This window comes from Kluyvera sp. NPDC087067, from assembly GCF_044745165.1.
In the GTDB taxonomy this organism is placed as follows: domain Bacteria; phylum Pseudomonadota; class Gammaproteobacteria; order Enterobacterales; family Enterobacteriaceae; genus Kluyvera.
In genome coordinates, this window is sequence record NZ_JBIUZS010000003.1 from 79,716 (window position 1) to 104,466 (window position 24,751).

Sequence of the window (24,751 nt, forward strand, 5' to 3'; positions counted from 1 at the left end):
CCTTTCGGCGCGGCTGCCCGCCGCGCCTGTTGTTCATCTCCGCGATTTTTCCACCTTTTAATGCCATCCCCGCTAAGTAGCCAGGTTCTTAATTGCTCACCATACGCTATAGTAAACCGTTCTCTTTTTACTGGAGTAAGTGATGATAACGGTTGAGATGCTGTCCACGGGCGACGAAGTCTTATCGGGGCAGATTGTCGATACGAACGCGGCGTGGCTTGCAGACTTTTGTTTTCAGCAGGGTATTCCGCTCACGCGACGTAACACCGTGGGGGATAATCTTGATGATTTGGTGTCTATCCTTCGCGAACGCAGCACCCAGGCGGATATTTTAATCGTCAACGGCGGCCTTGGGCCGACCAGCGATGATTTAAGCGCGCTGGCCGCCGCAACGGCCAAAGGCGAATCGCTGATTTTGCATGAAGAGTGGCTGGCCAGCATGGAGCGCTTTTTTACCGAGCGCGGCCGCGTAATGGCGCCGAGCAACCGCAAACAGGCGGAAATCCCCGCCAGCGCTGAGCTGATTGATAATCCCGTCGGCACCGCCTGCGGTTTTGCGGTGAAACTTAACCGTTGCCTGATGTTCTTCACCCCCGGCGTGCCGTCCGAATTTAAGGTGATGGTAGAAAAAGAGATTCTGCCGCGTATTCGCCAGCGCTATCCGGTGGGGGAACCACCAATCTGTCTGCGTCTTACCACCTTTGGCCGCTCCGAGAGCGACCTCGCCCAGAGCCTTCAGCATCTCGATTTACCGCCGGGCGTGATCATGGGCTATCGCTCCTCTATGCCGATCATCGAGCTCAAGCTGACCGGGCCTGCGGAACACCGTGAAGCGATGCTGGCGCTGTGGCCGGAAGTGCAGAAGGTGGCGGGTGAAAGTCTGATTTTTGAAGGCACCGAAGGTTTGCCCGTACAGATTGCGCGCGTGCTGAAAGAAAAACAGTTGAGTCTGACCTTGAGCGAACAGTTCACCAGTGGGCTTCTGGCGTTACAGCTTTCGCGTGCCGCAGCGCCGCTGCTGGCCAGCGAAGTGGTGCCCGCGCAGGACGAAACGCTGGCGCAAACCGCGCGCTGGGCGGCGGAGCGTCGGGAGAATCACTTTGCCGGATTAGCGCTGGCGGTAAGCGGGCTTGAGTCCGAGCACATCAACATCGCGCTCTCAACGCCTGACCAGACTTACGCGTTGCAGCTGAAGTTCAGCAACACGCGCCACGGCCTGGTAGTGCGCCAGGAAGTGTGTGCGATGATGGCGTTGAATATGCTGCGTCGCTGGCTGCACGGTCGCCCGGTTGCCAGCGATCATGGCTGGATTAACGTCGTGGATTCGCTGACGCTGTAAGCCTTTATGCCGGATGGCGGCGCGCGCGCCTTATCCGGCCTACACGTTGTGATATCAATGCGTTATGCCGGATTGTAGGCCTGATAAGCGCAGCGCCATCAGGCAGCCTCGGTGCGCATTGCCGGATGGCGGCGTGAACGCCTTATCCGGCCTACATATCGTGATATCAATGTGTTAAGTCGGATTTTGTTGGTCTGATAAGCTGCGTGCTAATAAGGAGATAGGGTGTTCACAGCGCTTGCTCGTGGACATCTCTATCTGCCATTTGCAGGTTTCGCAATCGGTAATCACCAGGTCTGCGCCGCTTGCTTCAATCTGCGCAAACAGCGGGGTGCCGATCGCCTGCGATGTGGGATAGTTTTCGCTTTTAAAGCCATAAGTACCGGCAATACCGCAGCAGTTCGACTCCAGCACCTGCAGCTCCAGGCCGGGTATTTTGCGCAATAATTCCAGCGTATACAGCGACCACCCCATTTTCTCCATATGACACGGTGTGTGATAAACCACTTTTAACGGCAGTGGGTTTAACGCAAGTTCTGCACCGGCATCCAGCTTGCGCCACAGCCAGCGGGTGGCGAGCTCAATGCTGTCACGCAGGTCATGGTTATCCACCTCCAGCAAATGCGGATATTCATCACGTAGCGTAAAAGTGCAGGTGGAGGAGGTTGCCAGTACCGGAATCCCTTTTTGCAAAATAGCCTCACGCAGCGAAGACACATTGCTTTGCGCCTGACGCCGCGCTTTGTCAAAGAAGCCGTTAGCGATAAGCGGCACGCCGCAGCACTTCTCTTTACTCAATAATTGCACGCCAACGCCCAGCGCATTCATCACGCTAATCAGATCCAGCCCGAGCTGTGGATGGTTGTAGTTCACGTAACAGCCGTGGAAAAACGCCACCTGTTCGGCAAACTGCGCCTGATGCGCGGCTATACGTTGATAGCGGCGGCGGAAAGTCCCCCACGAATATTTCGGCAGGCTCCGGCGATGGTCGATTTTCAGCGCGGCGTCCAGCAGCTGGCGGACGGGTTTTAAACCGGTGGCGGTATTGACGATAGGGGCAAACGGCGTGGAAAGCGTACCCATTAAATCCGTATGGCTCAGAATGGCGTCACGCAGCCCCGGTTTTGCCTGGCCATAATCGGCGCGGGCGCGCTGGATGATATCGCCAATTTTAACGTCAGACGGGCAGGCCACTTCGCAGCGCTTGCAGTTAATGCAGTATTTCAGCGCGTCATCGTACAGCCCGCTGTCCTTACGCCTGAGTCGTTCACCGTCCGGCCCGGCCTGTTTTGGCCCCGGATAACGAGGATTGACGCGGCTAACCGGGCAGACGGTGGTGCAAACGGTGCACTTGATGCAATTTTCAAAGCTTTGCTGGCTCATGCCTGGCCTCCCGTTAACTGGATTATCTGCTCTGCGGCATACAGCGCGGTTGCAGCGCAAACGCCACCGCCACACCCTTCGGCAATCGGGTCGTAGCCGCCAAGCACCGAGCCGATGGCAAACAAATTGCGTAGCGTTTCGCCTTGTAGCGTAGGGTGCAGATGGCTATCGACGCTGACCCCCGAACGCTGCCACGGCTGCGAGGCAAAGAAGTCCTCGTGATACCAGCGGGCGCGCGGTGAAGGGGAGAGAATATCCAGTCCGAGAATCGATTCACGGATGCTTTCGCGCCCGGCGGTCAGGCCGTTACTAAAGAAGCTGCCGCTGGCAAGCACGGCAAAGCGCGGACGCAGCGGGATATCGCCGTGATTGCGCGTCCAGATTTCGCGCACGTCACCTTGACTCTGGCTAATACGAACCACTTTATCGCCATTCATCCAGGTACCGCCTTGCGCGACAAACTGCCGCTGTAGCGCGGAATGCAGTCGCATTCCCGGCACAGAAGGCGGCAGCGTCGGTAACAGGTACAGCGGGCAGGGCAGGCGTTCGTTTAACCAGGCAAGCAGGGCGTTGTCGCGCAGACCAAAGCAGGCGGGCATCATCAGAGCATCATAGCCTCCGCACAATGGCAGTAGCGCCTGGTACAGCGGCTGCCATAACGCGCGTTCATCGAGCACTCTGGCAATGTTGACCGCGCGAAATTCGGTGGCGTTGTCGCGCAACACGTCCAGCTCCGGCAGGTCAATTTCGGCGGTATCGACGATGAGTCCTTGTTTCTGCAGCTCCCCGGCGGCGAGATGCGGCTGAAAGTCGAGAAAACCACCGATCCCCACCACGCGGATCCGCGCTTCACCCAGCGGAGCGACCGGGACTTCCGTCGGACTTAACCAGGCAGCGCGCAGCGTGCCCAGCGGCGTGATGCGCTGATGCGGCTGCGCAATGTCGCCTTGCATCGGGATACCGCATTCGGCCAGCAGCTCCTGCGTCTGGCTGGCATAGTGCAGAACGCGGGATGCGCCGATTCGCGCGTAAGGATGATCGGGCGATTGTGCACACAATGTCGCCAGCCCCTGCGCATGGTCATTTATCGGTTGCCCATCAGGTAAGTTACTCAGCAGATCCAGCGAGCCGGACGAGAAGTGCAGCGCGCTCTGACCCTGGCTCACGATAGCGCAGCGCAGCCCCGCTTTTTGCAGCCGTATCCCGCACAGCAAGCCTGCCAGCCCGCCGCCTACGATAACGCTATCAAATTTCATCTTCAGGCTCCTTGTGTAAACCGCACAGTCCTTGATACACCCAGCGCGTCAGTTCGCTTTCGCGTAGCGCATCGCCCCAGGCGATAGGCTGCACGCCTTTCCAGCGCTCGTTGAGAAAATCAGAAAGCTGCGCCAGCGTCTGCGTTGAGGTAGTAACGTTAAAGCGTTGCAGCAATCCGCTGGCCCGACAGGCGCACAGCTCGCCCTGGCAGGTTCCCATCCCCACGCGGGTACGGCGACGTAAATCCAGCAGGTTGTTCACCGCCAGATTGTCCACGGCATACTGAACCTCACCTGCGGTAACGGCTTCGCATTCGCAGACCACGCTACGGTGCAGGCGGCTGTTGCCTAACCACGCCGGCGTGCGGTCGCCGTGACGATAGACGGCCGAACCACGTAGCGTCGTGGGCAGGGAAATCATGCGCTGAAGGGTTTTCTCGGTAGATTCCTGCGAGCCGGGAAGCGGCGTGTCGGCGGTGGTGCAGGGGCGCGTGTGGTTGAGCTTACGGCAGATGGCATCGGTCGCCCATTCGGCCATCAGGCGGTAGGTCATTAGCTTGCCGCCGGTAATGGTGATAAAACCCTCCAGACCGTCACGCTCGGCGTGGTCGAGCAGGACGATTCCGCGGCTGACGCTGCGTCCGCTCGGATCGTTATCGCTGGCAACCAGCGGACGCACGCCGCAGTAGGCGCGCAAAATGCGGGTGTTCGCCATGCGCGGCGCCAGTTTTTCGCCCTCGCGCAGCAGGATATCGACTTCATGAGGAGTAACCCGGCAGCGGTCAATATCGCCATAATCAATGTGCGTCGAGGTGGTGCCAATCAGCGAAATGGTATCGCCGGGCACCAGAATATCCGCATCGGCCGGTGGACGGCAGCGGTTGATCACGTGCTGGTTAATCCGGTTTTCGAAGATTAGCAGCGAGCCTTTTGCCGGGAACATGCGAATGCTAAGGTCGGCATATTCGGCAATGCGCTGCCCCCAGATCCCGGCGGCATTCACCACCACGGGAGCATACAGTTGCTGCGTTTCGCGGCTGTCGTGGTGATATAAGGTGACGCCATGTACCCGCTCGCCCTGACGGATAAGGCCGGTAACTTCATGGCCGGTGAGAATGGTGGCACCGTGCTCGCGGGCATCAAGCATGTTGGCGGCGGTCAGGCGGAAGGGGTCAACGGTGCCATCGGGCACCAGCACGGCGCTGACCAGCGCGGGGTTCACCGAGGGCTCAATGTGGCGTGCAAAGGTTGGGTCAATCACTTCGGTGAAGATACCGGCGGCGCGGCAGGCCTCAACGAAGGTTTTCTGGTAGCCGATATCATCTTCCGGCAGGCTAATAAATAGCCCATCAACGGGTTCAATGCAGTGGTGAGCAATGCGCTTGAGGATCTGGTTTTCGCTGATACATTCGCGGGCAGATTCGCCGTCGGTTACCGCATAGCGTGCGCCGCTGTGCAGCAGCCCGTGGTTGCGTCCGGTGGCACCGGTGGCGATGTCGAAACGCTCAACCAGTACTACTTTCAGGCCACGTAGTGCACAGTCGCGAGCAATCCCGGCTCCGGTGGCACCGCCGCCGATGATAATGGCGTCATATTCATGTACAGGGGCGCGGTTCATTTTGATGTCCTTAATGTTCGCTTTGCTAACAGTAAGTCACATTTAAGTCCTAAATTGTTTGATATCGAACATAAACGAGCATTAATCGAAAATTCAATAGCGCGTTTTGTGTGGCGTGTCGACTTTTCAGATGTGGCCCGCCTCGACCAGCTGGTGCAGGCAATTTTGCAGAAGCTGCAACGGACTTCCGGCCACCGGCGGTTCGCTGGCGATAAGTGAAATCTGACGATAAAACGCGGGCTCCAGTGGCACAGAACACAGCGGTTGCTCGAGGGTTTTCAGCGTTAATTCCGGCAGCAGGGCGATGCCTAAGCCCTGGCGAATAAAGCTCATGGCGGTGCTCGGATGGTTAAACTCATATTTTATTTTGGGAGTCACGTTCATACCGGCAAATAGGGCCATAATGCTCATTTCGTAGCGACCTTTGCTGATGATAAGCGGCTCGCCAATCAGCGCATTTAGCGGGATCTGCCGCTGTCTGGCAAAGGGGTGATTATCCGGCACCACGACGCTAAAGCGGTCTTTATAAACGGGCGTCGAAAACATCCCTTCAGCGGGCATATGAACAAATCCGGCATCGATAAGATTTTCGCGGATAGCCGTAATAATCTCCGCGCTGTTGGCTTCCAGCGGCACAATCTTAATACTGGCATGATGTTGCTCGAAATAACGCACGACCTGCGGCAAGACGCTGGCGCAAATACTCGGAAAACAGCCAATTCGTAATAGACGTAGCGGGGACTTTTTCTCCTGCTCGGCAATCTCTTTTACCGCGTTAACCTCGCCCATGAGTCGACGAAGATGGACAATAATACGCTCCCCGGCGGGCGTGAGTTTGATAGCCTTTCGCCGCTCACGAGTTATGATGGCCACGCCCAGCTCCTCTTCCAGCCCGGCAATGGCCTGGCTTACCGCCGATTGAGTCATGTATAGGCGCTTGCCGGCTTCAGTAAACCCACCGCAGTCCAGTACCGTTAAAAGGGCATTGATTTGAGTAAGTGTCATTAGTTATCTCTAATCAAATATATTAATACGATTAATTTTACTAATTTATATGCCGTCAATATACTTTTTGCTACGGACTGAATCACAAAATCACGCACGCAATTATTTGTTTTTAAAATGCATTCTTAAATTTATATATTTTCGATGAATGCGGTAAGGCGCGCCGTGGAAGAAGGTGTCAAGGACATGAAAGAAAAACTATGGACTAAAGATTTTTGGGCAGTCACTATTCTTAGCTTTATTATTTTCTTCGTATTTTATGTACTTTTAACCCTGCTCCCCATTTATATTGCCGACAATCTCAATGCCACCGCCGACAAAGCCGGTTTGCTGGTGACCTGCTTTCTCGCCGCCGCGATTATCGTGCGCCCTTTTGCCGGGCAGTGGGTGGGCAAATACTCAAACAAAACGATTCTGATGCTTTCCTCTCTGGCGTTTCTGGTCGTGACCGCGCTCTATCCTTTCTGCCACTCTGTTGGCGCACTGCTTTTTGTTCGCGTGCTCCACGGTCTCACCTTCGGGGTGATTACCACGGTAAAAGGGACGATTTCCGCGCGGTTAATACCTGCCTCCCGACGTGGGGAGGGCATCAGCTTTTTCTCTTTAGCCATGGGGCTGGCCATGGTCGTTGGGCCGTGGATTGGCCTGAATATGGCGCGTCATAGCGCATTTATCCCCGCGTTCTGGATGTGTACGGTGGCCTGTGTTGTGGGCATTATTCTTTCGCTTATCGTTAACGTTCCGCCGGTTATTCGTCATGCCGACGGTTCGCAGCCGAAGCTGGGCTTTGCGGCAATGTTCGATAAAGCAGCCTTACCCTTCGCCACGGTCACTTTCTTTATGACGTTTGCTTATGCTGGCGTTTCCGCTTTCCTGGCGCTGTATGCGCGCGAGCTGGACTTAATGGCCGCGGCCAGTAACTTCCTGCTGTGCTACGCCATTTTCCTGATGGTTTGCCGCGCCTTTACCGGCAATGTCTGCGATAAAAAAGGGCCGAAATATGTGGTCTATCCTTGCCTGTTAGCCTTCACCGTTGGGCTGGTGGTGCTGGGCTATACACACGGTAGCGTGACGATGATCCTCGCGGGGGCGCTAATTGGTATCGGCTACGGTTCGGTGACGCCTATCTTCCAGACGCAAATCATCAGTTCGGTGGAACCGCATAAAATCGGCGTAGCGAACTCGCTGTTTTTCAATGCGATGGATGCGGGGCTGGCGCTGGGGGCGTTCGTCATGGGATTGATGGTGGAAGAGGTTGGGTATCGCGCAATTTATCTGATGGGGGCGGTGCTGGTGGTATTGGCCGGTGCGTTATATATCGTGCAGATGAAACGCCGCGGCCCGATGCCGTTAGTGAGTGCACACGAGGTGCACTAACCGTTACATCTCAATTTCGATGTCACCTTTTGCCCTGCAACAGCAGGGCAAAATTTCGTCCGGCTGAATAAAGGCCAGCGGCTGGGTTAACCAGTCGACCTGACCTGAAACCAACCGGGTGCGACAGGAACCACAGTAGCCTTCACGACACTGATACTCTACGCAGACGTTATGAGACTCCAGCGCCGCCAGCAGGGACGGGTGTTCATCCTGGCACTGCAACCGCGTGCCAGAGATGCGCAGAATCACGTGGCTCATTACAGCTGGAAGTCGCTGAGGTCGTCAGTATTGACTTCCGAGTCAATCTGCCCCACCAGGTACGAGCTGACTTCCACTTCTTGTGGTGCAACCTGCACGTTATCTGACACCAGCCAGGTGTTGATCCAAGGGATTGGGTTTGAGCGCGTCTGGAACGGCAGATCCAGCCCAACGGCCTGCATACGGATATTGGTGATGTACTCAACGTACTGACACAGAATATCTTTATTCAGGCCAATCATTGAGCCGTCGCGGAACAGATAGTCCGCCCACTCTTTTTCCTGCACCGCGGCCTGCACAAACAGGTCGTAGCACTCTTGCTTACACTCTTCCGCAATCTCTGCCATTTCCGGGTCGTCCACGCCGCTGCGCAGCAGGTTCAGCATGTGCTGGGTTCCGGTGAGGTGCAGCGCTTCATCACGGGCGATAAGGCGAATGATTTTGGCGTTGCCTTCCATCAGCTCACGCTCGGCGAAAGCGAAGGAGCAGGCGAAGCTCACGTAGAAGCGAATCGCCTCCAGCGCATTCACGCTCATCAGGCAAATGTAGAGCTTTTTCTTCAGCTCGCGCAGGTTCACGGTGACGGTTTTTCCGTTCACGGTGTGCGTACCTTCGCCCAGCAGATGCCAGTAGCTGGTCATTTCGATCAGCTCATCATAATAGCTGGAGATGCCTTCCGCGCGCTTTTGAATCTGTTCGTTGGTGACGATGTCATCAAACACAATCGCCGGATCGTTGACGATGTTACGGATGATATGAGTATACGAACGCGAGTGGATGGTTTCAGAGAAGGCCCACGTCTCCACCCAGGTTTCCAGTTCGGGAATGGAAATCAGCGGCAGCAGCGCGACGTTCGGGCTACGGCCCTGAATGGAGTCCAGCAGCGTCTGGTATTTCAGGTTGCTGATGAAAATATGCTTTTCGTGATCCGGCAGCGCCTGGTAGTCGATACGGTCGCGGGACACATCAACTTCTTCTGGACGCCAGAAGAAGGAGAGCTGTTTTTCAATCAGCTTTTCGAATATGTCATATTTTTGCTGGTCGTAGCGTGCCACGTTGACCGGCTGGCCAAAGAACATCGGCTCTTTGAGCTGATCGTTTTTCGTCTGTGAAAAAGTGGTGTATGCCATTGATGTCAATCCTGTCTGGAGAGTAATGCCGGATGGCGTTTACTTACCTGCTTACAATATCATCGCAAATAAATCCGCATTCTGGGTAAGGTTTTTTGCATCACTATCCAGACATGACGGAAATCAAAGGCCGGGTCAGCGCAGCGCTGCCCGGCAATACTTTTTAGATCTTACATGCGCCGCTTTCGCAGCCGTCGTCCTGAATAGACGCGACCATGTCATCCTGCGCATCTTCCGCACCGTCGCGGGTGTTCTGGTAATACAGGGTTTTCACGCCAAATTTATAGGCGGTGAGCAAGTCTTTCAGCAGTTGCTGCATAGGCACTTTGCCTGACGCGAAACGCGTTGGGTCGTAGTTGGTGTTAGCGGAAATCGACTGATCGATAAACTTCTGCATCACGCCGACCAGTTGCAGGTAGCCGTCGTTGTTCGGCATTTCCCACAGCAGTTCGTAGGCGTCTTTCAGGTGCTCGTAGTCCGGCACAACCTGACGCAGAATACCGTCTTTCGACGCTTTGATGCTCACATAGCCGCGCGGTGGTTCAATACCGTTGGTGGCGTTAGAGATCTGTGAAGAGGTTTCGGATGGCATCAGCGCAGACAGCGTGGAGTTACGCAGGCCGTGGGTCTTAATCGACTCGCGCAGCGTTTCCCAATCCAGATGCAGCGGCTCGCTGGTAATCGCATCGAGATCTTTTTTGTAGGTATCGATTGGCAAAATACCCTGGGAGTAGGTGGTTTCATTGAACCACGGGCAGGCGCCTTGCTCTTTTGCCAGTTCGTTAGACGCTTTCAGCAGGTAATACTGAATGGCTTCAAAGGTCTGGTGAGTCAGGTTGTTGGCGCTGCCGTCAGAGTAGCGTTTACCGTTTTTCGCCAGCCAGTAAGCGTAGTTAATAACGCCAATACCCAGCGTACGACGACCCATCGCGCCACGTTCTGCCGCTTTAATCGGGTAGTCCTGGTAATCCAGCAGGGCATCCAGCGCGCGCACGGCCAGTACCGCCAGCTCTTCGAGTTCGTCGAGGCTTTTGATAGCGCCCAGGTTGAATGCGGACAGAGTACACAGCGCGATTTCGCCGTTTTCGTCGTTCACGTCGTCCAGCGGCTTGGTCGGCAGGGCGATTTCCAGGCACAGGTTAGACTGACGCACCGGTGCGATGGTCGGATCAAACGGGCTGTGGGTGTTGCAGTGATCGACGTTCTGAATATAGATACGACCGGTAGAAGCACGTTCCTGCATCATCAGCGAGAACAGCTCAACGGCTTTTACGCGCTGTTTGCGGATGCTATCGTCGTTTTCATACTGCGTGTACAGACGTTCGAATTCGTCCTGATCGGCGAAGAACGCATCATACAGCCCCGGGACGTCAGACGGGCTAAACAGGGTGATGTCGCCGCCTTTCAGCAGACGGGTGTACATCAGCTTGTTGATCTGCACGCCGTAGTCCATGTGACGCACGCGGTTGCCTTCCACGCCGCGGTTGTTTTTCAACACCAGCAGGCTTTCTACTTCCAGGTGCCACATTGGGTAGAACAGCGTTGCAGCACCGCCACGTACGCCGCCCTGAGAGCAGGATTTCACTGCGGTCTGGAAGTGTTTGTAGAACGGGATACAGCCGGTATGGAACGCTTCACCGCCGCGAATTGGGCTCCCCAGCGCACGAATACGACCGGCGTTGATGCCGATACCGGCGCGCTGGGACACGTATTTCACAATCGCGCTGGAGGTGGCGTTGATGGAATCGAGGCTATCGCCGCACTCAATCAGTACGCAAGAGCTGAACTGGCGAGTCGGGGTACGCACGCCGGACATGATTGGCGTTGGCAGCGAAATCTTGAACGTTGATACCGCGTCGTAGAAACGTTTAACGTATTGCAGACGGGTTTCACGCGGATAGTTTGAGAACAGGCAAGCGGCGACCAAAATATAAAGGAACTGAGCGCTTTCGTAAATTTCACCGGTGACGCGGTTCTGAACCAGATATTTCCCTTCCAGCTGCTTAACGGCCGCGTAGGAGAAGGTCATGTCACGGTCGTGAGCGATAAACGAGTCCATCTGCTTGAACTCTTCTTCCGTATAGTCTTCCAGCAGATGATTGTCATATTTACCCAGGTTGACCATGTGCTTAACGTGGTCGAAGAGGGCCGGTGGCTCGAACTGACCGTAGGCTTTTTTACGCAGGTGGAATACCGCCAGACGCGCGGCCAGGTACTGATAATCCGGCGCGTCATGAGAGATCAGATCTGCGGCGGCCTTGATGATGGTTTCATGAATGTCGGACGTTTTCATTCCATCGTAGAACTGAATGTGTGAACGCAGCTCGACCTGTGAAATCGACACGTTGTGCAGCCCTTCCGCTGCCCAATCCAGCACGCGATGAATTTTGTCGAGGTTAATACGTTCCGTACGACCGTCACGCTTCGTCACCAGCAGACTCTGATTCATGTGATTTTTACCTGTCCGTGAAAAGGAAAATGTCCCCTGCTTATCCACAATCGCCGTTGTAGCAAAACCTGTGGATAAATACTATATGTAGGGGTTTGATGATTAATTAAACGCTATATGGTGAGTATTCTAGTCTGGATTCTTTTGAGTACAAGAGTTGATTTTGATGTTGAAATGAGGTTGTCAAAGGGTAACAAACCTGAAGTCCACGGCGCGTAAGGGTTGGCGAGGATGTCAATAATGTGCAAAAAAAAATGAAAATTTGATCGAGTGCTGATTTCTTCGTCGAAGGGTGTTGTTGCGCAATATGACGCAGCGCAAATTTATCGTATCGCTACTACCAATGATGAGTGGGGCGGATAATCGAGGTGGCATCGGTGCGGTGCCGGATGGCGATGCTGGCGCATCTTATCCGGCCTACGATATTGAGAGTGGCGTAGAAACGTAGCCCGGGCGAGGCGTTTACGCCGACCCCGGGTTGGTGCCATCAGGTGCGGTGCCGGATGGCGATGCTGGCGCATCTTATCCGGCCTACGATGTTGAGAGTGTCGTAGAAACGTAGCCCGGGCGAGGCGTTTACGCCGACCCCGGGGTGATACGTGATTCAATGACGTAGGCCTGATAAGCGCAGCGCCATCAGGCATTGAACCACGGTAAATCTATTCGCTTTTGGCGGTAGTGTGCAGCATATAGTTAACATCAACCCCCGGCGCCAGCTTGAAACTGTTGGTCAGCGGGTTGTAGTGCAGACCAATCATGTGACGCTCTTTCAGCACGGTCTGGTCAACCCAGCCAAGCAGTTCGGCAGGCTTGATAAATTTCTTCACGTCGTGCGTGCCTTTTGGCACCATCCGCAGGATATATTCCGCACCGACCACCGCCATCAGCCAGGATTTGCCGTTACGGTTGAGGGTAGAAAAGAACACCTGGCCGCCCGGTTTCACCAGCTGCGCGCAGGCTTTCACCACCGATTGTGGGTCTGGAACGTGTTCCAGCATTTCCATACAGGTCACCACGTCATACTGCTGTGCATGTTTAGCGGCATGTTCTTCTACGGTTTCCTGAACGTACTCAACCGCAATACCGGTTTCCAGCGCGTGCAGTTTCGCCACCTGAAGCGGCTCAAAACCCATATCCAGCCCGGTGACCGTCGCGCCTTCACGGGCCATACTCTCTGCCAGAATGCCGCCGCCGCAGCCGACATCGAGGATTTTTTTGCCGAACAGGCCGCCCGAACGCTCGGCGATGTAGCCAAGACGCAGCGGATTGATACGGTGCAGCGGCTTAAATTCCCCTTCCAGATCCCACCAGCGTGACGCGACGGCCTCGAATTTGGCAATCTCTTCGTGGTCAACGTTGTGCGCAACCGTAGCTTTTTCGGCATTCATGGGTGTTTGTGCTCCTTATTTCGTTATTGCTTGCGAGTATATCAGTACCGCCGAGCGAATAAAGCGTCTGGCGGGTGTAATGGGTTTACCTGTCTTTACGCGAATGTGTTATAATTTGCGACCTTTGAATCCGGGATACAGTAGAGGGATAGCGGTTAGATGAGCGACCTTGCGAGAGAAATTACACCGGTCAACATCGAGGAAGAGTTAAAGAACTCTTATCTGGATTATGCGATGTCGGTCATTGTTGGCCGTGCGCTGCCGGATGTTCGAGATGGCCTGAAGCCGGTACACCGTCGCGTACTTTACGCCATGAACGTATTGGGCAATGACTGGAACAAAGCCTATAAAAAATCAGCCCGTGTCGTGGGTGACGTGATCGGTAAATATCACCCGCATGGTGATACCGCCGTATACGTCACTATCGTCCGTATGGCACAGCCGTTCTCGCTGCGTTACATGCTGGTGGATGGTCAGGGTAACTTCGGTTCTGTCGATGGCGACTCCGCCGCAGCGATGCGTTATACGGAAATCCGTATGTCGAAAATCGCCCATGAACTGATGGCCGATCTGGAAAAGGAAACGGTTGATTTCGTCGATAACTACGACGGCACCGAGCGCATTCCAGACGTCATGCCGACCAAAATTCCTAACCTGCTGGTGAACGGTGCCTCTGGTATCGCCGTAGGTATGGCGACCAACATTCCACCTCATAACCTGACGGAAGTGATCAACGGCTGTCTGGCGTATGTCGACAACGAAGACATCAGCATTGAAGGGCTGATGGAACACATTCCGGGTCCGGACTTCCCAACGGCGGCGATCATCAACGGTCGTCGCGGTATTGAAGAAGCCTACCGTACCGGTCGCGGTAAAGTTTACATTCGCGCACGCGCGGAAGTGGAAGCTGACGCGAAAACGGGTCGTGAAACCATCATCGTGCATGAAATCCCATATCAGGTGAACAAAGCGCGCCTGATTGAGAAAATCGCCGAGCTGGTAAAAGAAAAACGTGTTGAAGGCATCAGCGCGCTGCGTGACGAGTCTGATAAAGACGGTATGCGCATCGTGATTGAAGTGAAACGCGACGCGGTCGGGGAAGTGGTGCTGAACAACCTCTACTCCCAGACTCAGCTGCAGGTTTCTTTCGGTATCAACATGGTGGCACTGCACCATGGTCAGCCGAAGATCATGAACCTGAAAGATATTATTGCCGCCTTCGTTCGTCACCGTCGCGAAGTGGTTACACGCCGTACTATCTTTGAACTGCGTAAAGCCCGCGATCGTGCGCACATCCTCGAAGCACTCGCGATTGCGCTGGCAAACATCGATCCAATCATTGAACTGATCCGTCGTGCGCCAACCCCGGCTGAAGCGAAAGCAGGTCTGGTTGCGCGTCCATGGGAGCTGGGCAACGTTTCTGCGATGCTGGAACGTGCCGGTGATGATGCTGCGCGTCCTGAGTGGCTGGAACCAGAATTCGGCGTGCGCGACGGTCAGTACTACCTGACTGAACAGCAAGCGCAGGCTATCCTGGATCTGCGTTTGCAGAAACTGACCGGCCTTGAGCATGAAAAACTGCTCGACGAGTACAAAGAGCTGCTGGAACAGATCGCTGAACTGCTGCACATTCTGGGCAGCGCCGATCGTCTGATGGAAGTGATCCGTGAAGAGCTGGAACTGGTACGTGAACAGTTCGGTGACGCACGTCGTACTGAAATCACCGCCAACAGCTCTGATATCAACATTGAAGATCTGATCAACCGCGAAGACGTGGTGGTCACTCTGTCCCATCAGGGCTATGTGAAATATCAGCCGCTTACCGACTACGAAGCCCAGCGTCGTGGTGGTAAAGGTAAGTCTGCCGCGCGTATTAAAGAAGAAGACTTTATCGACCGCCTGCTGGTGGCCAACACCCACGATACGATCCTGTGCTTCTCCAGCCGTGGTCGTCTGTACTGGATGAAGGTTTATCAGCTGCCGGAAGCAAGCCGTGGCGCGCGTGGACGTCCAATCGTCAACCTGCTGCCGCTGGAAGCCGACGAACGTATCACCGCGATCCTGCCAGTACGCGAGTACGAAGAGGGCGTGAACGTCTTTATGGCTACCGCCAGCGGTACCGTGAAGAAAACGGCGCTGACCGAGTTCAGCCGTCCGCGTTCTGCCGGTATTATTGCGGTTAACCTGAACGAAGGTGATGAGCTGATTGGCGTCGATCTGACCTCCGGGTCGGATGAAGCGATGCTGTTCTCCGCTGCCGGTAAAGTGGTTCGCTTTAAAGAAGATGCCGTCCGTGCCATGGGTCGTACTGCGACCGGCGTGCGTGGTATTAAGCTTGCGGGCGAGGACAAAGTTGTTTCTCTGATTATTCCACGTGGCGAAGGCGCTATCCTGACCGTGACGCAAAACGGTTATGGTAAACGTACCGCTGCCGAAGAGTATCCGACTAAGTCTCGTGCAACGCAGGGCGTTATCTCTATCAAAGTTACCGAGCGTAACGGTTCCGTAGTCGGCGCCGTGCAGGTTACCGACACCGATCAGATCATGATGATCACCGATGCTGGTACCCTTGTGCGTACGCGCGTGTCGGAAGTCAGCATCGTGGGACGTAACACCCAGGGCGTTATCCTCATCCGCACAGCGGAAGACGAAAACGTGGTGGGTCTGCAACGTGTTGCTGAACCGGTAGATGACGAAGAGCTGGATGCTATCGACGGTAGCGTGGCGGAAGGCGATGATGAAATCGCGCCTGAAACCGAAAGCGATGATGACGCCGCTGACGACGCAGAAGAGTAATTTGTCGCGTGGCTAATAAGAGGGTCGGTGAATACCGGCCCTTTTTTTATCCTGCATGCGTGAGTTTTCGCCATCCCTGGTGTCCTTGCGCTCATCCGGCCTGTGCCAATCGGTCGCCCGGACGAGGTGCGCGGCACCGACTCCGGGTTTTCGGCACATATCCCTCGGTTAGGCGAGTCTCTGATTGCGGCAAAGGGCTTTTCCCGCTACCTTAACCACATCCTGTTAGCCTTTGACGGCGGAGTTTCGCCACTTTGAAATATCTAGTCTCCTTTCGCACTACGCTAAAAGTCTCACGTTACCTTTTTCGGGCGCTGGCCTTGCTGCTTTGGCTACTGATTGCGCTGATTTCGTGTTTCTATATCGTGAATGCCCTGCATCAGAAAGAGTCGGAAATCCGCCAGGAATTTAACCTCAATGCCGATCAGGCGCAGCGATACTTTCAGCGCACCTCCGATGTGATTAAGGAGCTAAAGTATATTGCTGAAAATCGGCTCAATGTGCCCAACGGCGTATTGCCGGTAGGGGCGACAAAAGACAGCGCCGATGTCCCGGACTTTGAGCCGCTGTTTGCTGATTCCGAGTGCGGCAATATGGACACAACCTGGCGTGGGCCGCTGGAATCCTTATCCTGGTTCTTACGCTACTGGCGAGAAAATTTCTCCGCCGCCTACGATCTCAACCGCGTTTTTTTAATTGGCAGCGATAATCTCTGCATGGCCAACTTTGGCCTACGTGAAATGCCCGTTGAACGTAGTGAAGCGCTAAAAGCGCTGCATGAACGCATTATGGCCTATCGTAATGCGCCGCAGGATGAGCGGGGAGGCAATCTGTTCTGGGTCGGACAAGGGCCGCGTCACAGCGTGGGCTACTTCTATGCCCTGACGCCGGTGTATCTGGCAAATCGCCTGCAAGCTTTGCTCGGCGTTGAGCAGACCATTCGCGTGGAAAACTTCTTCACCCCAGGCAGCATACCGATGGGCGTGGCCATTATGGATGATAATGGCGAGACGCTGATTTCTCTGGCAGGGCCGGATACCAAATTGCGTATTGGCACCCGAGCATTGCAGGAGCGTTTGTGGTTCGGCTATACCGCAGGCTATCGCGAGCTGGTGCTGAAGAAAACGCTATCGCCATCCTCACTCAGCATTGTGTACTCGGTACCGCTTGATGCGGTGCTGGAGCGTATCCGGGTGCTGGTGCTCAATGCGCTCTTGTTGAACCTGTTGACCGGCGTTGCGCTGTTTACCCTGGCGCGAATGTACGAACGTCGTATCTTCCTGCCGGCCGAGTCTGATGCGTTGCGCCTGGAGGAACATGAACAGTTCAACCGCAAAATTGTCGCTTCAGCGCCGGTGGGGATCTGTATTTTGCGCACTCAGGATGGCACCAATATTCTGAGTAATGAACTGGCACACAATTATCTGAATATGCTGACGCACGAAGACCGCCAGCGCTTGACGCAGATTATCTGCGGTCAACAGGTGAACTTTGTCGATGTGCTGACCAGCAACAACACCAACCTGCAAATTAGCTTTGTTCATTCGCGCTATCGTAACGAAAACGTGGCGATCTGCGTGCTGGTGGACGTGAGTTCACGCGTCAAAATGGAAGAGTCATTGCAGGAGATGGCGCAGGCGGCAGAGCAGGCGAGCCAGTCGAAATCGATGTTCCTTGCCACCGTCAGCCACGAACTGCGTACGCCGCTGTACGGGATTATTGGTAACCTGGATCTGTTGCAAACCAAAGAGTTACCGAAGGGCGTTGATCGCCTGGTAACGGCGATGAATAACTCGTCGGCACTGTTGCTGAAGATTATCAGCGATATCCTCGATTTCTCGAAAATCGAGTCCGAGCAGCTGAAAATTGAGCCGTGTGAATTCTCGCCTAAAGAAGTGATGAATCATATCACCGCCAACTATCTGCCGCTGGTGGTGAGAAAACAGCTGGGGATGTACTGTTTTATCGAGCCTGACGTTCCGGCACAGATGATGGGCGATCCGATGCGCCTCCAGCAGGTGATCTCCAATATTCTGAGTAATGCCATCAAATTTACCGATATCGGGTGCATTGTGCTGCACCTTAAGCGGGAAGAGTATTATCTGAGTATCAGCATTCGCGATACCGGCGTGGGGATCCCGGCTAAAGAGGTTGTGCGCCTGTTTGACCCGTTCTTCCAGGTGGGCACCGGAGTGCAGCGTAACTTCCAGGGCACCGGGCTGGGGCTGGCGATTTGTGAAAAGCTGGTCAATATGATGGACGGCGATATCGCGGTGGAGACAGAGCCGGGAATGGGCAGCCAGTTCACTCTGCGTATTCCGCTCTACGGTGAACATGCGCAAAAGCCTCTGGCGATTGGCAGCCTGTCGACGATTCGCTGTTGGCTGGCGGTACGTAACGTTGCGTTATCCGATTTTATTCAGACTTTGCTGAACTACCACGGTCTGGATGTGCGCCTGTATCAGGGCGAAACTCCGGCCGCGGACGATCTGCTGATTACCGACGACGAGCTGACGCGACCGTGGACAGGGAAAGCGGTGGTGACCTTCTGCCGCCGTCATATTGGTATCCCGCAGCAGCGTTCAACGGGCGAGTGGGTGCACAGTATTGTCTCACCGCATGAACTGATGACGCTTCTGGGGCGGATATATCGGGTTAAATTTGAAACCGGTGATGTAGCGGAACTGCATTTGACGCACGAGCAACCGGAAAACAGCAATGACGATATGATGATCCTGGTGGTTGACGATCATCCGATTAACCGTCGTCTGTTGGCGGATCAGTTAGGATCGCTGGGCTATCAGTGTATGACCGCCAATGACGGGGTGGATGCGCTGAATGTGCTGAGTAAAAACCATATTGATATCGTGCTGAGTGATGTGAACATGCCGAATATGGATGGTTATCGCCTGACTCAGCGTATTCGTCAGCTGGGGCTGACGTTGCCGGTGGTGGGGGTCACCGCCAATGCGCTGGCAGAAGAGAAGCAGCGCTGTCTGGAATCTGGCATGGATAGCTGCCTGTCTAAACCGGTGACGCTGGATGTGCTGAAGCAGACCTTAACGGTGTATGCGGCGAGAGTGCGTAAAGCGCGGGAATAAGGGTGCGATCCCGGGGGCGGCGTGAACGCCTTGCCCGGGCTACGGGTGGAGCGGTGGTTGAGGGAAGCGCGGGAATAAGGATGCGATCCCGGGGGCGGCGTGAACGCCTTGCCCGGGCTACGGGTAGAGCGGTGGTTGAGGGAAGCGCGGGAGTCAGTGTGAATTTCCCGGGGGCGGCGTGAACGCCTTGCCCGGGCTACGGATGGACTGGTAGTTGAGGGAAGCGCGGGAGTCAGAATGAAACTTCGGGGTCGGCATAAAATGCCTTCCCCGAAGTAGCCCGGCCAAGCGAAGCGCCGCCGGGAATCGCAGCAGAGCGGACGTTAGTCTTTATCTGACGGAGAAAGGGTTACAGAAGAGAGGTAGTTCAGCAGGGCGATGTCGTTTTCGACGCCCAGCTTCATCATCGCCGACTTCTTCTGGCTACTGATGGTTTTAATACTGCGGTTCAATTTCTTGGCGATTTCGGTCACCAGGAAACCTTCTGCGAACAGGCGCAATACTTCACTCTCTTTTGGTGACAAACGTTTGTCGCCATAACCGCTCGCGCTGATTTTTTCCAGCAGGCGAGAGACGCTCTCAGGCGTAAATTTCTTACCTTTTTGCAGTGCGGCCAGCGCTTTTGGCAAGTCGGTCGGCGCCCCCTGTTTCAACACGATCCCTTCAATATCGAGATCCAACACGGCGCTAAGAATCGCCGGGTTATTGTTCATGGTTAGTACAATAATCGACAGCGCCGGGAAGTGACGCTTGATGTACTTAATCAGCGTGATGCCGTCGCCGTACTTGTCTCCAGGCATGGAGAGATCGGTTATCAGCACGTGGGCGTCAAGCTTCGGTAAATTGTTAATTAGCGCAGTGGAGTCTTCAAATTCGCCAACAACATTAACCCACTCAATCTGTTCCAGGGATTTACGGATCCCGAACAGCACAATCGGATGGTCATCGGCGATAATTACGTTCATATTGTTCATGTAAAGGCTACCTTGCTACAGCAAGCTCTTGACGTAGGCGTCAATGTCGCTGATGTATTTTTCTATGCCGGAAGCATCTTTCTCACGAATAAGATGTTCGAGCGTTTCACATAACTGCTTGCCGGGTACCAGATTTAGCATGGCAAACACCCCTTTAAGGCGGTGAGCTGTCTGTGCCAGCGCAGCAAAATCCTTCGCTGCGGATTCAGTATACAGCCTGCTAACATCTTCCGGTACTGTGTCAACAAACAGAGAATAATAGCCGCTGGCATGAAGTTCGGCATTTTCATCGCTGCCAGGCGGCGAATCTACCCCATCTTCCTGCGCCAGCTGCTCTTCGATAAGCTGCAGTACGGCATCCTGCATTGCGTTACTCATGTTAAAGTTCACACGCAGCTGACCCGGGCCAATTTTGCGTATCCCAGCCTCATCATCGCTTAAAAGCAAGCCGGAAGCAGTAAGATTAGACGGATTATCTGTTAAAAATAGGTCAAATTCTTGACTTATTGCCCGCTCATCGGGGCTGATACAGGTTGCCCCCCAGCTTTCCATCTGGCGGGTGACGATATTTCGAATCTCATTTGAGGTGATATCGACCATCACCACCACATCGTCTAATAGCTGTTCTTCTTGATCGGCATCCTCTGCGCGTACCGCCATTTTGACATGTAACGTGTAGCGTGTGCCCAGCGATTCCCGCGGCTTGATATTAAGGTGCCCGCCCAGCTTGCGTGCCAGCTGATCGCAAAGCCAGAAGGTGAGGGCGTTGGCTTTACCGTAGCGATCGGACTGGGTGTCATTGAGATACGGGAAATGCAGGTTATCGACCTCTCCGTGCGATACGCCGTTCCCGGTATCAAGAATGCGGAAGGTCAGACGCTCCAAAGCGGACTCATCAACATTCACTTCCAGCGTAATTTTGCCAATTTGCGTGGTCGTCACGGCATACTGGATTAACAGCAGCAGAATACGTCGCAGGGCGTCGCGGTCGCCGTAGCGCTGCTCTTTTGCGGGAACCTGATTGTTAATCAGTAATTGCAGGCCCTTACGTTTAATCGATGGCAGCACCTCAGGCACAACTTCATCAATCAACTCCTGCAACGAAAACTGGGTAGAGGTGCCTTTCCAGCTGTCGTTCTCAAGCATATTCGCGAGCTGAATCTCATCAACCAGGCGTACCAGCAGATCCGCATGATTCGCCAGTCTCTGGCTGTCATCGGTATTGATCGCCGTCGCCTCAGCGGCCAGCGCTTTGATCGGCTGTTTCAGGGTATCGCTGATATTTTGCATAAAGGCCGCGCGGCCCTGCTGATTTTTCTCGTACAGCCGTTGTGCCTGCTTAAGCTTCTTATTGACCAGCACTTCCCGGTCCTGGTCGCGAATAATAAAGATTTGCGTGCGCGGAGAGACCTGGCTTCTGAACTGACGGATCTCATACAGCTCATTATTAATGGTGGCCTGAATGACCCCCTGATGCTGATCCGCCATGCTGGTGATGTTTTGCAAGTTGAGGTGCGGCAACAGGTGATCGGCAATTTTATTGCTGATAAGCGTGCGATTCGATTCCTGATCGTGCACCAGCAGCCCAAGCGGCAGCAAAGAGACGATCTCTTCATTGAGAACGCGCAGCATGCGCAGTTCGTTATTGGTTCCCGACGACGGCGTGGTGTTCGAACTGCCGCGCGCGGGCAGGTTGCGGAAGGTGGAGTAACCAAACAGCGCCAGTGCCAGCAGGCCAATATTCAGCAGCAGCGGTAGCATGATGTTCTGGAAGGTATCCAGCAGCAAGGTGCCAAAAGGTACCTGCCACACCAGACGCATACCGGTGGTATTGAGTGAAGAGGTGATTTCAATCCGCGAGCTGTTGAAATTTATCGCAACGCTATCGCCCGGATCCTTTTCCTGACTACGCTGGGCATTTTGCGTAGGGTCTGCCTCAAGGCGGAAGCTATCCAGTGACATCGTCGGCGGGACGAGATCGTTAATCGGTAAGTCAAATGCCACGACCGTTGCCAGATGGCCCGGCTGATTAAAGGTGGTGCGCAAAGTAAAGTAGCGGCCGTTTTGCCACGCCAGATGACGCAGAGAGGAGAACGTTTCACGCTCATCTAACGTATTCGCCTGTTGCAGCATTTCAGCACGACGCGAATCGACGATGCTGCCAACCGTCGACTCTTTAAAACCGGATGAGAGATCTTTTAAAGGCAGCGTGGAGATAAGGATAAGGCTGTTGTCCTGACCGTTCAGGTAATACATCGACCACGGCACATTTTCCGCGCCCCACAGCGTGTCCAGATAGTTTGACATGCGCTGGGTGATATCAAGCGTGGCGCTATCATGCGAGCCGAAAATCAGCGCTTCTGTCTTGCGGCGAGGTTTCTCGAGGTAATAGACGTCTTGCTTAAGGCGCGTTTCTTGCAGCCCATCGGCAGGCGCTGCGTTGCTGCTGGAGGCCGCAATGTTGTCGTAAATTTGCCAGGTGGTATAGCGCCAGGTGTCGATGCGTTTATGCACGGCATGCGTCATATCAACAACCTGGTAGCTCTTATCTTTTAACCAGGCATTCACGGCGCTTTGGATCATTACGCCCATGGTGACCAGCAAAACGATGATCATAAGAAGGAAGAAACGCGTAATGCTCCCGGGAAGCAGGGAGAATTTACTCGGGTTCATCTTGTCGGACTGGCTCATTGGCGTGTGTAACCCATCATAACGGCATCTAAATGAGGATATGCTCAAGCTTAAAGCGCATTGAGGCGTGAAACCCTGCTTTTGCTCTGCTGGCAGTATATACAAAAAAACCAGCAAGATGCAGCACTGTGGCAAATTCGATGGGGTCGGAGGTGAACAATATAGGCAATAAGTCGCGTTTTTATTATTAGGCAACGAACAATCGTTATATTGTTAACGAATTGTACAATTTAACTTTAATTGTACAATTACACGGCACAATGGGCTAAAAAATAGCACTAATAAACAAGACATTATTATTTTAATAGGCGAGGGCTTATTATCAATGAATGCATTTCGATTAATTAATAATCGTTATAATTTATGTCGGGTAGCACAAATTGATTAAGGTTTCGTAAAGAAAGGTAAAAAAAACCGGATGCGAAGCATCCGGTAGAAATAGGGGTAAACAGACATTCAGAACTGAATGACGGTAATAAATAAAGTTAATGATGATAGCGGGAACTATTTTAGTTCTGTGTGAAAGTTTTGTTTTACCATTCAGTGCTAAACCTGGCCTGTTTTTTAAACCATTGATTTAATGAATATATTCATAGAAATTTTGTTTTTTGGTGCTATTTCTCATCGCATTTTGTGCTAAAAAAAGTTCCCTGAAATACACATTTTGAAACATCTATAGCGATAAATGAAACATTTCAAGGCTTTTCGTATCATATTCCTGTTGGATTATTCCTGTTTTTACAGCACAATGGGTTCGCCAACTGATTAATGAGGGTTAATCAGTAAGCAGTGGCATATAAAAAGGCATATATAACAACAGAGGGTTAATAACATGAAAGTTAAAGTACTGTCCCTCCTGGTACCAGCATTGCTGGTAGCGGGCGCAGCAAATGCGGCTGAAATTTATAACAAAGATGGCAACAAATTAGATCTGTACGGTAAAGTAGACGGCCTGCACTATTTCTCCAGCGACGATAGCGTTGATGGTGACCAGTCTTATGTTCGTCTGGGTATCAAAGGCGAAACTCAGATCAACGACCAGCTGACCGGTTACGGCCAGTGGGAATACAACATCCAGGCTAACAACACCGAAAGCGCATCTGACCAGGCATGGACCCGTGTTGGTTTCGCCGGTCTGCGCTTTGCTGATGCTGGTTCTATCGACTACGGTCGTAACTACGGCGTTGTTTACGACGTTACTTCCTGGACCGACGTTCTGCCAGAATTCGGCGGCGACACCTACGGTTCTGACAACTTCCTGCAGCAGCGTGCTAACGGTGTAGCAACTTACCGTAACACTGACTTCTTCGGTCTGGTTGATGGCCTGAACTTTGCTCTGCAGTATCAGGGTAAAAACGGCAGCGTTTCTGGTGAAGGTTCTACCAACAACGGTCGTGGCGCTCTGAAACAGAATGGTGACGGCTTCGGCGGCTCCCTGACTTACGATCTGGGCGAAGGCTTCAGCGTAGGTACTGCGATCTCTAGCTCTAAGCGCACTACCGATCAGAACCGCGCTGAATACTACGGTCACGGCGACAACGCTACGACCTACACCGGCGGCCTGAAATATGATGCGAACAACATCTACCTGGCAGCACAGTACACCCAGACCTACAACGCCACCCGCTTCAGCGGCAACGGCAATGCTGACGCAATCAGCGGCTTCGCTGACAAAGCTCAGAACTTCGAAGTGGTTGCACAGTACCAGTTCGACTTCGGTCTGCGTCCTTCCGTTTCTTACCTGCAGTCTAAAGGCAAGAACATCAACGGTGTTGACGGTAACTTCGGTGACCAGGACCTGCTGAAATATGTTGACGTAGGCGCGACTTACTACTTCAACAAAAACATGTCTACCTACGTTGATTACAAAATCAACCTGCTGGACGACAGCGAGTTTACCCGTCGTGCGGGTATCTCCACCGACAACGTTGTTGCACTGGGTGTGGTTTACCAGTTCTAATCTTAACGACGTAGTCAAAAAGGGGC

At 53.8% G+C, this 24,751-nt stretch carries 16 protein-coding genes; 6 read left to right on the forward strand and 10 right to left on the reverse strand.

Translation table 11 applies throughout. The features are described from left to right. Positions 1–142: 142 nt before the first annotated feature. The gene (locus ACIPDS_RS09200) at positions 143–1,339 is read left to right on the forward strand and encodes a nicotinamide mononucleotide deamidase-related protein YfaY (protein WP_400734845.1); all 1,197 of its coding nucleotides are present in this window, start codon (positions 143–145) and stop codon (positions 1,337–1,339) included. A gap of 174 nt (positions 1,340–1,513) precedes the next feature. Here the strand turns inward: ACIPDS_RS09200 and glpC are convergent, their stop codons facing one another. The 4 genes from glpC to ACIPDS_RS09220 all read right to left on the reverse strand — a co-directional run bounded on the left by glpC (position 1,514) and on the right by ACIPDS_RS09220 (position 6,601). After that, positions 1,514–2,722 (reverse strand): anaerobic glycerol-3-phosphate dehydrogenase subunit GlpC, encoded by a 1,209-nt coding sequence (gene glpC / locus ACIPDS_RS09205; RefSeq protein ID WP_400734847.1) that lies wholly within the window; start codon positions 2,720–2,722, stop codon positions 1,514–1,516. Beyond that, on the reverse strand, positions 2,719–3,978 hold the full coding sequence (glpB, locus tag ACIPDS_RS09210; protein ID WP_400734849.1) for a glycerol-3-phosphate dehydrogenase subunit GlpB: 1,260 nt from the start codon (positions 3,976–3,978) through the stop codon (positions 2,719–2,721). Before glpB ends, glpC begins: the two co-directional genes overlap by 4 nt. After that, positions 3,968–5,596, reverse strand: a complete 1,629-nt coding sequence (gene glpA / locus ACIPDS_RS09215) for an anaerobic glycerol-3-phosphate dehydrogenase subunit A (RefSeq protein WP_400734851.1) — start codon at positions 5,594–5,596, stop codon at positions 3,968–3,970. Before glpA ends, glpB begins: the two co-directional genes overlap by 11 nt. A 126-nt stretch (positions 5,597–5,722) precedes the next feature. Then, positions 5,723–6,601: a LysR family transcriptional regulator gene (locus tag ACIPDS_RS09220; protein WP_400734853.1), complete on the reverse strand. Its 879-nt coding sequence runs from the start codon at positions 6,599–6,601 to the stop codon at positions 5,723–5,725. 186 nt (positions 6,602–6,787) lie between these two features. On the opposite strand from ACIPDS_RS09220, the gene ACIPDS_RS09225 reads away from it, so the two are divergent. Next, positions 6,788–7,978 carry an MFS transporter gene (locus ACIPDS_RS09225; protein ID WP_400734855.1) on the forward strand — a complete coding sequence of 397 codons (1,191 nt, stop codon included), beginning with the start codon at positions 6,788–6,790 and terminating at the stop codon, positions 7,976–7,978. Between the two features lie 3 nt (positions 7,979–7,981). Here the strand turns inward: ACIPDS_RS09225 and yfaE are convergent, their stop codons facing one another. The 3 genes from yfaE to nrdA all read right to left on the reverse strand — a co-directional run bounded on the left by yfaE (position 7,982) and on the right by nrdA (position 11,815). Next, the gene (yfaE, locus tag ACIPDS_RS09230; protein ID WP_400734857.1) at positions 7,982–8,236 is read right to left on the reverse strand and encodes a class I ribonucleotide reductase maintenance protein YfaE; all 255 of its coding nucleotides are present in this window, start codon (positions 8,234–8,236) and stop codon (positions 7,982–7,984) included. After that, positions 8,236–9,366, reverse strand: coding sequence for a class Ia ribonucleoside-diphosphate reductase subunit beta (gene nrdB / locus ACIPDS_RS09235; protein WP_166516166.1), 1,131 nt, complete (start codon positions 9,364–9,366; stop codon positions 8,236–8,238). The genes yfaE and nrdB overlap by 1 nt, the downstream gene beginning before the upstream one ends. 163 nt (positions 9,367–9,529) lie before the next feature. Next, entirely contained in the window at positions 9,530–11,815 is a 2,286-nt protein-coding gene (gene nrdA / locus ACIPDS_RS09240) for a class 1a ribonucleoside-diphosphate reductase subunit alpha (RefSeq protein WP_400734860.1), read from the reverse strand. Positions 11,816–12,122: 307 nt separating this feature from the next. Between nrdA and ACIPDS_RS09245 the strand changes: the two genes are divergently transcribed. Continuing rightward, positions 12,123–12,263, forward strand: a complete 141-nt coding sequence (locus tag ACIPDS_RS09245; protein WP_400734862.1) for a hypothetical protein — start codon at positions 12,123–12,125, stop codon at positions 12,261–12,263. A 211-nt stretch (positions 12,264–12,474) separates the two neighbouring features. On the opposite strand, the gene ubiG is transcribed toward ACIPDS_RS09245, so the two are convergent. Further along, on the reverse strand, positions 12,475–13,203 hold the full coding sequence (gene ubiG / locus ACIPDS_RS09250) for a bifunctional 2-polyprenyl-6-hydroxyphenol methylase/3-demethylubiquinol 3-O-methyltransferase UbiG (protein ID WP_400734864.1): 729 nt from the start codon (positions 13,201–13,203) through the stop codon (positions 12,475–12,477). A gap of 159 nt (positions 13,204–13,362) precedes the next feature. Here ubiG and gyrA point away from each other — a divergent pair, with 159 nt between their 5' ends. Both gyrA and rcsC read left to right on the forward strand, forming a co-directional pair. Further along, the gene (gene gyrA, locus ACIPDS_RS09255) at positions 13,363–15,999 is read left to right on the forward strand and encodes a DNA topoisomerase (ATP-hydrolyzing) subunit A (RefSeq protein ID WP_400734866.1); all 2,637 of its coding nucleotides are present in this window, start codon (positions 13,363–13,365) and stop codon (positions 15,997–15,999) included. Between the two features lie 254 nt (positions 16,000–16,253). After that, entirely contained in the window at positions 16,254–19,100 is a 2,847-nt protein-coding gene (gene rcsC, locus ACIPDS_RS09260) for a two-component system sensor histidine kinase RcsC (protein ID WP_166516170.1), read from the forward strand. A gap of 323 nt (positions 19,101–19,423) precedes the next feature. Here the strand turns inward: rcsC and rcsB are convergent, their stop codons facing one another. Then, positions 19,424–20,074, reverse strand: a complete 651-nt coding sequence (gene rcsB / locus ACIPDS_RS09265; protein ID WP_062772482.1) for a response regulator transcription factor RcsB — start codon at positions 20,072–20,074, stop codon at positions 19,424–19,426. Positions 20,075–20,089: 15 nt separating this feature from the next. Continuing rightward, the gene (rcsD, locus tag ACIPDS_RS09270) at positions 20,090–22,765 is read right to left on the reverse strand and encodes a phosphotransferase RcsD (protein WP_400734869.1); all 2,676 of its coding nucleotides are present in this window, start codon (positions 22,763–22,765) and stop codon (positions 20,090–20,092) included. 832 nt (positions 22,766–23,597) lie between these two features. On the opposite strand from rcsD, the gene ACIPDS_RS09275 reads away from it, so the two are divergent. After that, entirely contained in the window at positions 23,598–24,725 is a 1,128-nt protein-coding gene (locus tag ACIPDS_RS09275; RefSeq protein ID WP_400734871.1) for a porin OmpC, read from the forward strand. Positions 24,726–24,751: the final 26 nt, after the last annotated feature.